The sequence below is a fragment of the Microbacterium sp. LKL04 genome, assembly GCF_900102005.1.
In the GTDB taxonomy this organism is placed as follows: domain Bacteria; phylum Actinomycetota; class Actinomycetes; order Actinomycetales; family Microbacteriaceae; genus Microbacterium.
This window is the reverse complement of the sequence record NZ_LT627736.1, coordinates 1397732-1410906: the sequence shown is the minus strand read 5'-3', so window position 1 is coordinate 1410906 and position 13175 is coordinate 1397732. Positions and strand designations below refer to the sequence as shown.

Annotated in this window: 12 protein-coding genes; 5 read left to right on the top strand and 7 right to left on the bottom strand. The window is 72.6% G+C overall.

The annotated features are described in order from the left end of the window. Positions 1–1260: a sugar ABC transporter substrate-binding protein gene (locus BLP38_RS06910; RefSeq protein ID WP_091354975.1), complete on the bottom strand. Its 1260-nt coding sequence runs from the start codon at positions 1258–1260 to the stop codon at positions 1–3. A gap of 137 nt (positions 1261–1397) precedes the next feature. On the opposite strand from BLP38_RS06910, the gene BLP38_RS06905 reads away from it, so the two are divergent. Further along, positions 1398–2405: a LacI family DNA-binding transcriptional regulator gene (locus BLP38_RS06905; RefSeq protein WP_091354973.1), complete on the top strand. Its 1008-nt coding sequence runs from the start codon at positions 1398–1400 to the stop codon at positions 2403–2405. 309 nt (positions 2406–2714) lie between these two features. Here the strand turns inward: BLP38_RS06905 and BLP38_RS06900 are convergent, their stop codons facing one another. Further along, positions 2715–3536: an IclR family transcriptional regulator gene (locus tag BLP38_RS06900; RefSeq protein ID WP_442922941.1), complete on the bottom strand. Its 822-nt coding sequence runs from the start codon at positions 3534–3536 to the stop codon at positions 2715–2717. A 52-nt stretch (positions 3537–3588) separates the two neighbouring features. Here BLP38_RS06900 and hutH point away from each other — a divergent pair, with 52 nt between their 5' ends. The 3 genes from hutH to hutI are packed head-to-tail and all read left to right on the top strand — an operon-like array spanning position 3589 to position 8124. Next, a complete protein-coding gene (gene hutH / locus BLP38_RS06895; RefSeq protein ID WP_091354970.1) occupies positions 3589–5229 on the top strand; it encodes a histidine ammonia-lyase in 1641 nt (546 codons plus the stop codon). Beyond that, entirely contained in the window at positions 5226–6890 is a 1665-nt protein-coding gene (hutU, locus tag BLP38_RS06890; RefSeq protein ID WP_091354967.1) for a urocanate hydratase, read from the top strand. The genes hutH and hutU overlap by 4 nt, the downstream gene beginning before the upstream one ends. 1 nt (position 6891) lies before the next feature. Beyond that, entirely contained in the window at positions 6892–8124 is a 1233-nt protein-coding gene (gene hutI / locus BLP38_RS06885) for an imidazolonepropionase (RefSeq protein WP_091354965.1), read from the top strand. On the opposite strand, the gene BLP38_RS06880 is transcribed toward hutI, so the two are convergent. From BLP38_RS06880 to BLP38_RS06860, 5 genes are read right to left on the bottom strand one after another with little or no spacing between them, the layout of a single operon-like run. After that, positions 8111–8593, bottom strand: a complete 483-nt coding sequence (locus BLP38_RS06880) for a SixA phosphatase family protein (protein WP_091354962.1) — start codon at positions 8591–8593, stop codon at positions 8111–8113. The genes hutI and BLP38_RS06880 overlap by 14 nt on opposite strands. Then, on the bottom strand, positions 8590–9468 hold the full coding sequence (locus tag BLP38_RS06875) for an arginase family protein (protein ID WP_172824669.1): 879 nt from the start codon (positions 9466–9468) through the stop codon (positions 8590–8592). Before BLP38_RS06875 ends, BLP38_RS06880 begins: the two co-directional genes overlap by 4 nt. A 2-nt stretch (positions 9469–9470) precedes the next feature. Then, on the bottom strand, positions 9471–10742 hold the full coding sequence (locus tag BLP38_RS06870; protein ID WP_091354958.1) for a DUF445 domain-containing protein: 1272 nt from the start codon (positions 10740–10742) through the stop codon (positions 9471–9473). A 41-nt stretch (positions 10743–10783) separates the two neighbouring features. Next, positions 10784–11941 carry an acyl-CoA dehydrogenase family protein gene (locus BLP38_RS06865; protein WP_172824668.1) on the bottom strand — a complete coding sequence of 386 codons (1158 nt, stop codon included), beginning with the start codon at positions 11939–11941 and terminating at the stop codon, positions 10784–10786. After that, positions 11938–12711, bottom strand: a complete 774-nt coding sequence (locus BLP38_RS06860; RefSeq protein WP_091354951.1) for an alpha/beta fold hydrolase — start codon at positions 12709–12711, stop codon at positions 11938–11940. Before BLP38_RS06860 ends, BLP38_RS06865 begins: the two co-directional genes overlap by 4 nt. A gap of 52 nt (positions 12712–12763) precedes the next feature. Here BLP38_RS06860 and BLP38_RS06855 point away from each other — a divergent pair, with 52 nt between their 5' ends. Further along, positions 12764–13168 (top strand): pilus assembly protein CpaE, encoded by a 405-nt coding sequence (locus BLP38_RS06855; protein ID WP_091354948.1) that lies wholly within the window; start codon positions 12764–12766, stop codon positions 13166–13168. The last annotated feature ends 7 nt before the right edge of the window (positions 13169–13175 follow it).

The following is a 13175-nucleotide window of genomic DNA, read 5'->3' as shown; positions in this document are numbered from 1 at the left end:
TCAGCCGACGATCGCCTCGAGGTTGGACTGGACGCTCTGCAGGATCGTGGCGGGGTCGCCGTCCTTCAGAGTCGCCAGCTGCGCGTTGAAGTCGGTGAAGACGTCGGACACGCCGTCGTTGGTCGGCACGCCCTGGGCGTAGTCCGCGCCGGCGAGGAACGCGGCGAGGTCGGGGTTGTCGGTGGTCCACTGATCGGCGGCGGACTGGACCGACGGCATCGGGCCGAACGCCTTCGAGAACGCGAGCTGCTGCTCGGCGGTCGTCAAGTACTCGACGAGGCTGAGAGCGGCCTCCTGGTTGGGACTGTCGGCGGCCATGCCCCAGCAGTTCGTGAACTGCAGGGTGCCCTTGCCGGCAGGGCCGGCGGGCAGCTCGACGACGAGCGGGTCGACGTCGGGGTAGTCGCCGAGCGCGCCGGTGATCCAGTTGCCCTCGATCGTCATGGCGCCCAGCTGCTTGCCGAACGCCTCACCGCCCCAACCCGCACCGACGTCGGCGGCGTAGGCGAACGTGCCGTCGGCGAGGTGCTCCTTGACGTAGGCGAGGGCGTCGGTGTTCTCCTGACTGTCGGCGACGGCGGTGGCGCCGTCCTCCGAGACCAGTCGGCCGCCGGCCTCTGCCATGAAGGCGCCCACCCGCTGGTACTCGCCGCTGAAGACGAGACCCGTGGTGTCGCCCGAGGTCAGCTTCTTCGCCGCTGCGGCCAGCGAGTCCCAGTCGGTCGGGATGTCGGCATCCGTGAGGCCCGCGTCATCCCACAGGTTCTTGTTGATGATGAGCTGCAGCGTCGAGAAGTCCTTGGGCGCGCAGTAGAACTCGTCGTCGTAGGTGAAGTTGGTGACGAGCGACGGGTAGAAGTCGTCCTTGTTCTCGAGCTGGTCGCCGTAGGCGATCACCGACCCGTTGTCGGCGTACCCGGCGAGCAGTTCGGTCGCGAGGTAGAACAGGTCCGGCGGGTTGCCGCCGGCGAAGCCCTGCGAGAGCTGCTGGGTGAGGTCCGTGGCGGCGATGACCTCGGCGTCGACGCCGGAGTCCTTCGACCAGGCCGCAACGGCCTCCTTGACCGCGGCCGTCTCGGCGTCGCCGGACGAGCCGATCATGATCGTGAGGGCGTCGTCGGATGAGGTGAGCCCGCCGCCGTCGGCGGAGCCGGATGCAGCTGGGCCGTCGTCGAAGCCCGAGCCTCCGCATCCCGCGAGGGCGAGTGTGGCGGCGAGGCCGATGCCGCCGAGCGCCATGAGTCGTCTGCTGTGTCGCATGTCCGTATCTCCTTCGATCCCGGTGCTGCGATCGTTCCGACCGTGCTGATCTCGGTCGACTTTGAACGATCAAATTGTGGAATGCTGACCAACGTAAGAGGGTGGTCCCATCACTGTCAAGGGGGCGGGATGCGTCGATGAGTGAAAAGTCGATAACGATCGAGGACGTCGCCACGGCGGCCGGTGTGTCGCGTCAGACCGTCAGCAACGTCCTCAACTCGCCCGCCATCGTGAAGACCGCGACACGCGAACGCGTGCAGGAGGCGATCTCGCGCCTCGGCTACTCACCGCACGCCTCCGCGCGGCGGCTCCGCACGCAGCGGAGCGCGACCATCGGCATCCACCTCGATCCGTACGCCGGTGGAATCTCCGGCGTTGTGCTCGACCGGTTCGTCCACGCGCTCACCGAGAGCGCCGGCGACCGAGGACTGCGCGTGCTCGTGTATGCGGCATCCGATCAGGACGAGGAGATCCGGCGGATGTCCGACCTCGTCCACGCCGGCGACGTCGAGGCCGTCGTCGTCACGGGCACCCGGTACGACGACCGGCGGATCGCCTGGCTCACCGAGCGCGGTGTGCCCTTCGTGTCGTTCGGCAGGCCGTGGGATGCCGCCTCACCCGACGAGTCCGCGCACCTGTGGGTCGACGTCGACGGCGCATCGGGCACGCGGGCCGCCACCGAGCACGCGCTGACCGTCGGCCCGCGAGTCGCGTTCCTCGGCTGGCCCGCAGGATCGCCGACGGGAGACGACCGCGAGCGCGGGTGGCGCGACGCGATGACGGATGCCGGTGCCCGCCCGGATCTGCGCCTGTCGGTCGAGGAGCGGGTCGCCGACGCGCGCGAGCGGGTCCGCGATCTGCTCGCGACGACCGAGGTCGACGCCGTCGTCTGCGCGAGCGACACCCTCGCCGTCGGAGCCCACGTGGCGGCGGTCGCGGCGCAGCGCCCGGACCTCGCGATCATCGGCTTCGACAACACCCCCGCGGCCGAGGCCCTGGGGCTCGCGAGCGTCGAGCAGCTGCCTGAGCTCGTCGCCGCCGGCGCCCTCGACCTGCTGATGGCCGGCGGCGCCCGCATCGAACGACGCGCCGCGGGCGAGGGTGAGGGGCACGTCCTCGTGCAGCCGCGCCTCGTCGTGCGCTGAAGGAGGCCGGGGCGCGGTTGTCGGCCGAAGCTCGTGCTGCCTCCAGCGCTGTGCCTGCCGCGGACATCCGCGCGACACGCCGTGGGTGTCGGCGTCGCCCTCGGCGCGTCGGCGGGTATCTCCGCTGTTAGTCCGCCGGGTATCGGGCCGGTGCCGCCGCCAGGAGCCCGGGTTGCGAGGAGTGGACCCACGCGCGCCTGCGCGAGGCGCCGGGCAACAACCGCGGAGTTCTCGGTCGTTGCGGGCGGGAACCCGCCTTTTCGCACCGCGAACGACGGAATCTCCGAGGTTGGTGCCGCGTCCATGTGGCTATCGCCGGCCGATGCGGCGGGAGAGTTCGGCCGCCGCGTCCTTCGCGAGCGCGGCGAGGCGGTCGGGGTCGGCGGGCGAGCCGTCCGGCCAGGTGACGGCGATCGCGGCGGCCGGCCAGTCGGCGTGGTCGCGGACGGCGACGCCGACGGAGCGGAAGCCCAGCGTCACCTCGCCGTCCTCGGTCGCATGACCGTCGGCGCGGGCCTGCCGGAGGAGTTCCCGCAGCTCGCCGGGCCGAGCGGGCCCGCGGCCGGTGCGCTGCACAGAGAGGGATGCCGCGTCGGGGAACAATGCGCGGACCTGCTCGCGGGGGAGTGCGGCGAGCATCGCGCGGCCGGTCGCCGTCAGGTGCGCCGGCAGCCGCACGCCGACGTCGGTGATGAGGGCGGGGCGTCGCGGGGCTCGTTCCTCGACGATGTACAGGACGTCGCGCCCGGTCATGACGGCGAGGTGCGCGCTTTCGCCGGCGCGGTCGGCGAGTTGCGCGACGATGGGGCGTCCCAGCCGTGCGAGCGGCTCCTGCCGCGCGTAGCCGCCGGCGAGCTCGAACGCGGCGGTACCGAGTCCCCAGCGGCGGTCGCCGTCGAGGTGCACGACGAACCCGTGCGCCGCCATCGCCGCGAGCAGGTGGTACACCGTCGATCGAGGCAGCTCGAGGTGCGTCGCGATCGTCTGCGCCGCGACGGGCCCGCGCTGGTGCGCAAGGAAGCTCAGGATGCGGAGCGTCTGATCCGCCGCGGGGACCTTGGGCCTGTCGGGGGCCGGCGCCTGCGGCTTGTCTGGGATCGGCGCCCGCGGCTTGTCTGGGATCACAGACACAGGATGCCACGTCCGCCTCCCGCGGACCGTCGCCGCGCGCTGGAATCGACGCATGCCCGTCCTCACCGCCGTCGTCCTCGCGGACGCCCCGCTCACCCCCGCCGAGGTCGTCGCCGTCGCCCGCCACGACGCGCACGTCGTCGTCTCGGACGCGGCGCTCGCCCGCACCGCCGAGACCCGCGCGCTCATCGAGCGGCTCGCCGACGATCCCCACCCGCACTACGGCATCTCGACCGGCTTCGGCGCGCTCGCGACGACGTTCATCGCGACCGACCGGCGCCGCCAGCTGCAGGCGAGCCTCATCCGCTCGCACGCCGCCGGGACCGGACCCGAGGTCGAGCGCGAGGTGGTCCGCGCCCTGCACCTGCTGCGCCTGCAGACCCTCGCGACCGGCCGCACCGGCGTCCGCCCCGTGGTCGTCGAGACGTACGCCGCGATGCTCAACGCCGGGATCACCCCGATCGTGCACGAGTACGGCTCGCTCGGCTGCTCCGGCGATCTCGCCCCGCTCTCGCACATCGCGCTCGCCGCGCTCGGCGAGGGGCCGGTCCGCACGGCGGACGGCACGAAGGTTGACGCCGCCGAGGCGCTCGCGGCCAGCGGCATCCGTCCCCTCGTCCTCGAGGAGAAGGAGGGGCTCGCCCTCATCAACGGCACCGACGGCATGCTCGGGATGCTGTCGCTCGCCCTCGCCGACCTCGACACCCTGCTGGCGACCGCCGACCTGGCCGCCGCCCTGTCGGTCGAGAGTCAGCTCGGCACCGACGCCGTCTTCGCCGCGGACCTCATGGCACTCCGCCCGCAGTCGGGGCAGGCCGTGTCGGCCGCGAACCTGCGCCACGCGCTCGCCGACTCGCCGATCGTCGCGAGCCACCGCGATCCGGCCGTCTGCACCCGCGTGCAGGACGCCTACTCGCTCCGCTGCTCGCCGCAGGTGCACGGCGCCGCGCGCGACACCCTCGACCACGCCCGGATGGTCGCCGAGCGCGAGCTGGCTTCGGCCGTCGACAACCCCGTCGTCACGCCCGACGGTCGCGTCGAGTCGAACGGCAACTTCCACGGAGCGCCGGTCGCGTACGTCCTCGACTTCCTCGCGATCGCCGTGGCCGACGTCGCCTCGATCTCCGAGCGCCGCACTGACCGGGCGCTCGACCGTACGCGCAGCAACGGGCTGCCGCCGTTCCTCGCCGACGAGGTCGGCGTCGACAGCGGCCTGATGATCGCGCAGTACGCCGCGGCGGGCATCGTCTCGGAGCTCAAGCGACTCGCGGTGCCGGCATCCGTCGACTCGATCCCGTCGTCGGCCATGCAGGAGGACCACGTCTCGATGGGGTGGGCCGCCGCCCGCAAGCTCCGCCGCGCGATCGACGGCCTCGCCCGCGTGCTCGCGATCGAGGTGGTGACGGGATGCCGCGCCCTCGACCTGCGCGCCCCGCTGCAGCCTGCGCCGGTCACCGGGGCCGTCCGTGACCTCGTCCGCACGGTCGTCGCGGGGCCCGGGCCCGACCGCTTCGTCGCCCCGGACATCGAGGCCGCGACGCAGCTCGTCGTCTCGGGCGAGGTCGCCCGCACCGCGTTCGGACCCGCCGCGGAGCGGACATCCGCCGCCGCAAGGACGAACCACCCCGAATCCCTCCGCCCGGGCGCAGATCCCCGCCCGAGCGTCCCGCCGTCCGAAGGAGCACCGGCATGACCGACACGACCACGACCCGCAGCGTCCGAGCGGAGCGAGGCGCCGAGAGGACAGCGAAGAGCTGGGGCGCCGAGGCGGCGAAGCGGATGCTGATGAACAACCTCGACCCCGAGGTCGCCGAGCACCCCGAGGACCTCGTCGTCTACGGCGGCACCGGCAAGGCGGCCCGCACGTGGGAGGCGTACGACGCGATCGTCCGCACCCTCGACGAGCTCGAGCCCGACGAGACGCTGCTCGTGCAGTCCGGCAAGCCGGTCGGCGTGTTCCGCACGCACGAGTGGGCGCCCCGGGTGCTCATCGCGAACTCGAACCTCGTCGGGGACTGGGCGACGTGGCCCGAGTTCCGCCGCCTCGAGCACCTCGGCCTGACGATGTACGGGCAGATGACCGCGGGCTCCTGGATCTACATCGGCACGCAGGGCATCCTGCAAGGCACGTACGAGACGTTCGCCGCCGTTGCGCGCTCGCTCGGCCGCGACTCGCTCGCCGGCACGCTCACGCTCACCGGTGGCGCGGGCGGCATGGGTGGCGCGCAGCCGCTCGCCGTCACGATGAACGGGGGAGCGGTGCTCGTCGTCGACGTCGACGAGTCCCGCCTGCGCCGCCGCGTCGAGCACGGCTACCTCGACGAGCACACCGCCGACCTCGACGCCGCGATCGAGCGCGCCGTGGCTGCGAAGGACGCCGGCGAGGCGCGGTCCATCGGCGTCGTGGGGAACGCGGCCGACGTCTTCCCGGAGCTTTTGGCCCGCGGCATCCCGATCGACATCGTGACCGACCAGACGAGCGCGCACGACCCGCTCGCCTACCTCCCCTCGGGCGTCGCATTCGAGGACTGGAAGGGCGCGGCATCCGCCGACCCCGAGGGCTTCACGGAGCGGTCCCGCGCGTCGATGGCGCGGCACGTCGAGGCGATGGTCGGATTCCAGGATGCCGGGGCCGCGGTCTTCGACTACGGCAACTCGATCCGCCGCGAGGCCGAGCTCGGCGGCTACGACCGCGCCTTCGCCTTCCCGGGGTTCGTCCCTGCCTACATCCGGCCGCTGTTCGCGGAGGGCAAGGGACCGTTCCGCTGGGTCGCGCTGTCGGGCGACCCCGAGGACATCGCGAAGACCGACCGCGCCGTCGCGGAGCTCTTCCCCGAGGATGCCGCCCTGCACCGCTGGCTCGGGAAAGCCGCCGAGAAGGTCCGCTTCGAGGGCCTCCCGGCCCGCATCTGCTGGCTCGGGTACCAGGAGCGCCACCTCGCGGGGCTCAAGTTCAACGAGATGGTCGCGTCGGGCGAGCTGTCGGGTCCCATCGTCATCGGCCGCGACCACCTCGACGCGGGCTCCGTCGCGAGCCCCTACCGCGAGACCGAGGCGATGGCCGACGGTTCCGACGCGATCGCCGACTGGCCGCTGCTCAACGCGCTGCTGAACACCGCATCGGGCGCTGCGTGGGTGTCGATCCACCACGGCGGCGGCGTCGGCATCGGGCGTTCCATTCACGCCGGTCAGGTCACCGTCGCCGACGGCACGCCGCTCGCCGCCGAGAAGCTCGCGCGGGTCCTGGTCAACGACCCGGGCACGGGCGTCATGCGCCACGTCGACGCCGGCTACGACCGCGCGAAGGAGGTCGCCCGCGAGCGCGGCCTGACCGTCCCGATGCTGGACGCGTGACGTGGCGACGCTGTTCACCGGCATCGCCGAACTGACGACGAACGCGGATGCCGCGGCCCCCACCGCGACGATCGCCGACGCCGCCCTCCTCGTCGACGGGGGCCGGGTCGCGTGGTCGGGTGCGGCCACTGACGCCGAGACTGCAATCGCGCGCCGAGACAGCGGTCTGCTGCCGACGTCTCGGCCTGCCGCTGCAGTCTCGCGGTCAGAGGCTGAGGTCGCGCGCGTCGACCTCGGCGGCCACGCCGTGATCCCGGGCTTCGTCGACAGTCACACGCACCTCGTGTTCGCCGGCGACCGCGCGGATGAATTCGAGGCGCGGATGACCGGCGTGCCGTATGCCGCGGGCGGCATCCGTCGCACCGTCGCGGCGACACGTGCGGCGACGGACGACGAGCTGCGCGCTCGACTCGCCGCGCTCGTCGCCGAACTGCACGCGCAGGGGACGACGACGTTCGAGGTCAAGACGGGCTACGACCTCACCGTCGACGGCGAGGCGCGGCTCGCGCGACTCGCGGCCGAGGTCACCGACGAGGTGACCTACCTCGGCGCGCACGTCGTGCCCGAGGGGGCGGACCGTGCGGCGTACGTCGACCTCGTGTGCGACGGCATGCTCGCCGCCGCCAGGCCGTACGTGCGCTGGGTCGACGTGTTCTGCGAGCGCGGCGCCTTCACCGAGGCCGAGAGCGAGCGCATCCTCCGCGCGGGAGCGGATGCCGGGCTCGGCGTCCGCGTGCACGGCAATCAGCTCGGCGAGGGGCCTGGCGTGCAGCTGGCGGTGCGGCTGGGTGCGGCATCCGTCGACCACTGCACCCACCTGACGGATGCCGACATCGCGGCGCTCGCGGGATCCGATACCGTCGCGACCCTCCTGCCGGGTGTCGAGTTCTCGACGCGGCAGCCGTACCCCGACGCGCGCCGGCTCATCGACGCCGGTGTGACCGTGGCGCTCGCGAGCGACTGCAACCCCGGGTCGAGCTTCACGAGCTCGATGCCGCTAATGATCGCCCTCGCGGTGCGCGAGATGGCGATGACCGTCGGTGAGGCGGTGTGGGCGGCGACGGCCGGGGGAGCGCGTGCCCTGCGCCGCGGCGACGTCGGTCACCTCGGCCCGGGTGCGCGTGCCGATCTGGTCGTGCTCGACGCGCCGAGCAGGCGCCACCTCGCCTATCGGCCGGGCGTGCCGCTCGTGCGCCGCGTCTACCGCGGCGTCGAGGAGCTCAGTCCGCGCTGACGTCCCGCGGGGTGTCGACGCTCCACCGAGCCGGCGGCACGGACGTCGCGACGTCCCAGTCGTCCGTGTCCCAGGTGAACGTGGCCACCGCGCACGTCGGCATCTCGCCGATGCCGCCGTCCGACAGCTGCTCGGCGAGCACCGTCATCCCTGGATCGTGGGCGACGACGAGGACATCGGTCACGCCGCTCGCCGCGGCCGTCGCGAGCAGACGCGACCCGGGAGCACCGTACAAGCCCTCATCGGTCTCGACCTCGAGTCCGAGCGCGCCGGCGAAGGCCTGCGCCGTCGTCCGGGCCCGCACGGCCGTCGACGACAGGATGCGCGCGGGGCGTACGCCGGTCGCGGCGAGGCGTCGCGCCATCACGGGCGCGTCCCGCCTGCCGCGGTCGTTCAGCGGGCGTTCGTGGTCGTCCTGGCCGGTGCCCCAGTCGCTCTTTGCGTGACGGACGAGGATGAGGGTGATCATGCGAGTGCCCTTCCGGCGAGGAGTTCGAGGACGCAGAGCGCGGCGAGTCTGACGGTGCGGCCGTCTGCGGCATCCGCCGTCGCGTCGACCTCGACGACGTCGGCGCTCACGATGCGCCGGTCGCCGGTCGCCGCGCGAACGAGGGCGCGGAGCTCCCACGCCTCGAGTCCGCCGGGGACGGATGCCGGGCACCCCGGCGCGACGGAGCGGTCGCACACGTCCACATCGATGTCGAGGTGCACGTCGCCCGCGGCTCCGGCGACGGCCAGAGCCTGGATCATGACGTCCTCGGCGCCGCGGCGGCGGACCTCGTCGAGCGTGATGACGGTGATGCCGAGGTCCGCGGCGCGCTGCGCGTACGCGACGGAGTTGGCGAAGTCGGCGATCCCGATCTGAACGATCCGACGGGGGTCGAGACCGTCCTCGACGAGGCGGCGGACAGGGGAGCCGTTGGAGACGCCGTCGCGCAGGTCGAAGTGCGCGTCGAGGGTGATGAGGCCCGAGACGTCCGCGCCCTGCGCGGTCGCATACGTCACCGAGTTGTCGCCGCCGAGCGCGATCACGAGGCCCGCGTCGGCACGCAGTGCGCGGACCCGCTCGCGCACCCGGGCCTCGCCTTCGGGCCCGTCGGGGTCGTCGACGTCACCGGCATCCGCGATCCGGAGCGCGTCGTTCAGGTCGACCGGGGGAGGGCCGAGCAGCGTCGGGCTGAACCGGCGCAACGCCTCGCGGACCGCGGTCGGCGTCGCGTGCGCACCGGTGGGCGACAGCGACGTGCGGAAGGCAGGGAGGCCGAGGATCGCGGCATCCACTCGTCCCTTCGGTGCGGGCCAGTCGCCGGCGCGCGGCCAGAGCGGATCAACGGAGAGCGCCATGGTCAGGGCAGCAGCAGGTGGGCGACGGTGAAGATCGCGAGTCCCGCGAGGGCGCCGACGATCGTGCCGTTCAGGCGGATGTACTGCAGGTCCCGGCCGACCTGCAGCTCGATCTTCTGGCTCGTCTCATCGGCGTCCCACCGCTCGACGGTGTCGGTGATGATCGACGCGATGTCGTGGCGGTAGCGGTCGACGAGGAAGACAGCGGCGTCCGCGATGCGCTTGTCGACGCGCTCCTGCAGCGCGGTGTCGGTCGCGAGCCGGTCGCCCAGGTCGCCGAGGGCGGCGGTGACGCGTCGGCGGAGCGGGCTCTCCTCGTCGGCGAGCGAGCGCAGGAGGCCCGCCTTCGCGGTGTTCCAGGCGTCGGCGGCGAGCGCCCGGACGCGCGGGCTGTCGAAGACCGCGCTCTTCGCGCCCTCGAGGCGGCCGATGGTCTCGGGGTCGTGCTGCAGGTTGTCGGCGAGGCGCTCGAGATACTGGTCGAGCGCCTTCCGGGCCGGGTGCTCCGGGTCGCGCTGCACGGCCGCGACGAACTTCGTGGCCTCGTGATAGACGGTGTCGTCGACGAGGCGCATGGCGACCGACGGCACCCACGACGGCAGGCGTCGTGAGACGAGTCCGTCGAACGCCTCGCGGTTCGCGTCGAGCCAGCGGGCGATGCTGTCGACGCCCAGGTCGACCGCGCCGCGGTGGGCATCGGCGTCCACCACCCGCGACAGCCAGGTGCCGAGCGAAGGACCCCACGAGGGTGAGAGCAGGTGCTCGTGCGCGAGGTCGCTGATGAGGTCCTGCACCTCGTCGTCGCTGAGGGCGGTGAGGATGCCGGAGGCCATCGTCGAGGCCTCGGCCGCGACCGTCTTCGCGTGAGCCGGATCCTGCAGCCACGTGCCTGCGGTGCGGGCGATGTTGGTGGACTCGAGCTTCTGGCGGACGACACCGCCCTCGAGGAAGTTCGTCTCGACGAATTCGCCGAGGGTGCGTCCGATCTCGTCCTTGCGGCGCGGGATGATCGCGGTGTGGGGGATCGGGATGCCGAGGGGGTGCCGGAACAGCGCCGTCACCGCGAACCAGTCCGCGAGGGCGCCGACCATGCCGCCCTCGGCCGCCGCGCGCACGTAGCCCCAGCCCGAGAGGTCCTTCTCGAGGATGAACGCGATGACGAAGACGATCGCCATGAACAGCAGGGCGCCGAGGGCGACCGCCTTCATCGTGCGGAGCCCGCGATACCTCTGCTGGTCAGCGGTGCTCAGCGAGTCGTACGGGATGCGGGCCATTCGGCCATCCTGCCACGGTGGCCGTCAGCGACCCGGGCGACTCACGGTTCGACCGGCCCCAGCCACGCGTTCGCGAGAGCGCTGCGAACCGACTCCGGGTCGGAGGGGTGGAACATCCCGGCGAGCACGTCGCGGTACAGCCGGCTCAGCTCGTTGCGGGTGAAGAAAGACGACCCGCCCGCGACGAGCATCGCCTCGTCGACGACCTGCTTCGCCGTCGTCGCGGCGCGGTGCTTGATCGCGGAGAGCTTCGGGAACCACATCGCGCCGTGGTCCGCGAGACCGTCGACGTCGGCGGCGAGGGTCTCGACCTGCACCGGGAGGGCGTCGTACGCGAGCGCCATGTCGGCCACCCGCCAGCGGATGTCGGGATCCTGGCTGTAGGTGCGACCCGTCTTCTTCGACGTGCGCGAGCGGGCGGTCTCGACGGCCAGGTCGAGCGCGCGACGCGCGATGCCCGTGTATACGGACGCCAGCAGGATCTCGAAGGCGCTGAAGATCCCGAAGACGAGCGGGTCGGGGCTCGGCCCGACCGGCAGCCGGCGGACGATCCGGTCCGCCGGGGCGACGGCGCCGTGCAGCTCGGTCGTCCGGGACTGCGTGCCGCGCATGCCGAGGGTGTCCCAGTCGTCGCGGGTGACGACGGCGTCGCTCCGAGGGACGAACGCGAACACGAGTCGCGGGTCGTCGGGGTCGGACGTGTCGAGGCCGTGGAGCCCCAGGTGCGTCCACACCGGTGCGAGCGAGGTGAAGATCTTGGTGCCCGTGAAGGCGTACGAGCCGTCGGGGCGGGGCGCGGCATCCGTGTCACTGCCGAACAACACGAGGTCGTTGCCCGCTTCGCTGATCCCGAACGCGAAAACCTCGCCGCGGACGGCGCCCTCCTGCACGAAGCGGAGCGCGTCGTCGCCGCGGTCCGACATCACCTTCGCGACGCCGGTCCAGACGAGGTGCATGTTGATCGCGAGGGCCGTCGCGGGAGCGGCGCCGGCGAGCCGCTGCTGCAGGACGGATGCCTCGCGGAGCCCGAGCCCCGCCCCGCCGAGCTCGGTCGGCACGAGGATCGCGAGGTAGCCGGCGTCGCGGAGCTCGGCGAGATCCTCGTCCGGGAAGCGGTTATCGGCGTCGACGGCGGCAGCGCGGGAGCGGATGCGCGCGAGCAGGTCATCCGGCAGGTGCGCGGCGGGATCGAACGTCATGACGGCAACCCCCACGTCCGGGTCGCGTCGAGGAGCGCCTGGGCCGCGGCATCCGGAGCGTCGCGGTGCGGCGAATGCCCCGTGCCCGGCACGACGGACATCGACACCCGGGGATTCTGCAGCACCTCGGCGGCGAGGTCGCCCGTGAAGATCGAGTAGACGGCCGGGTCGCCCGCGATGACGTGGGTGGGGACGGTGAGACGGGATGCCGCCTCCCGCACGTCCCACGGCGTGTTCTGCAGTCCCGTCTGCTCGACGGCGTAGCGGCTCGCCTGCTGGGCGGCGATCGCCTTCAGCTCGATATCCAGCTCGAGCCATTCGGGGTGCGCGGCTCGGACCGCGCCGACCGAGGTGTCGGCGAACGCCTGCTCCTGGCTGGCGCGGACGGCGTCACGATCGACGTCCGCGAGGTGGATCGCAGGATCGACGAGGACGAGATGGCGCGTCCACGAGGGGGTGGATGCGGCGGCCACGGTCGCGGCCGCGCCGCCGAGCGAGTGGCCGAGGACGAGATCCCACGGCGCGTCGTCGGCGGGCTGCGTGTGGGTGAGGTCGACCGCGTACGCGTCGATCGTGTAGTCCAGGCCGCGCGGAGCGGTGCCGTGGCCGCGCAGGTCGACGGCGTCGACACGCCAGCCGGCGTCGGCGAGGGCGACGGCGTAACGCCACATGAGCGCTCCGCTCGACCCGACGCCGTGGACGAGGAGCGCCCGGCGGTCGCTGTGGGGATCTCCCCAGCTCAGGCGGGGGAGGGTGACGGGTGACGGCATGCTCTCAGCCTAGGACGGGCCTCGCCCCTCAGCGCCGGGCCAGGATGGGGGGATGATCTCCACCGACCTGGCACGCGAGCTGCGCGCGAGCGGCCTGATCTGGCATCCCCGTTCCGGCGACCGGTTCCAGCTCGACGAGCCCGAGTTCGAGGCCGACGTCTACACCGTCAGCGACATGACCGTCGAGGCCCGGAGCTACCCGACCGGCGACCTGCTCGCCTTCAACGGGACGACCGAATGGGCGCTCGACTCGGTCGCGCTCGAGGATGCGCTGTGGCTGCCGTCCGAGGCGCAGCTGCGCGAGATGCTCCGCGGCACGTTCCGGTCGCTCCGTCGCCTTCCCGACATCCACGAGGTCGAGATCGAAGTGGATGCCGCGCCCCACCTCTTCCGGCATCCGCAGCCCGCCGACGCGTACGCGCAAGCCGTCCTGTTCCTGCTCCGTCGCGCGGCGTGATGCGCTC

Coding starts and splice junctions, on each gene's coding strand:
- BLP38_RS06910 (WP_091354975.1), bottom strand. CDS start 1,260: ATGCGACACAGCAGACGACTCATGGCGCTCGGCGGCATCGGCCTCGCC.
- BLP38_RS06905 (WP_091354973.1), top strand. CDS start 1,398: ATGAGTGAAAAGTCGATAACGATCGAGGACGTCGCCACGGCGGCCGGT.
- hutH (WP_091354970.1), top strand. CDS start 3,589: ATGCCCGTCCTCACCGCCGTCGTCCTCGCGGACGCCCCGCTCACCCCC.
- hutU (WP_091354967.1), top strand. CDS start 5,226: ATGACCGACACGACCACGACCCGCAGCGTCCGAGCGGAGCGAGGCGCC.
- BLP38_RS06880 (WP_091354962.1), bottom strand. CDS start 8,593: ATGATCACCCTCATCCTCGTCCGTCACGCAAAGAGCGACTGGGGCACC.
- BLP38_RS06875 (WP_172824669.1), bottom strand. CDS start 9,468: ATGGCGCTCTCCGTTGATCCGCTCTGGCCGCGCGCCGGCGACTGGCCC.
- BLP38_RS06870 (WP_091354958.1), bottom strand. CDS start 10,742: ATGGCCCGCATCCCGTACGACTCGCTGAGCACCGCTGACCAGCAGAGG.
- BLP38_RS06865 (WP_172824668.1), bottom strand. CDS start 11,941: ATGACGTTCGATCCCGCCGCGCACCTGCCGGATGACCTGCTCGCGCGC.
- BLP38_RS06860 (WP_091354951.1), bottom strand. CDS start 12,711: ATGCCGTCACCCGTCACCCTCCCCCGCCTGAGCTGGGGAGATCCCCAC.
- BLP38_RS06855 (WP_091354948.1), top strand. CDS start 12,764: ATGATCTCCACCGACCTGGCACGCGAGCTGCGCGCGAGCGGCCTGATC.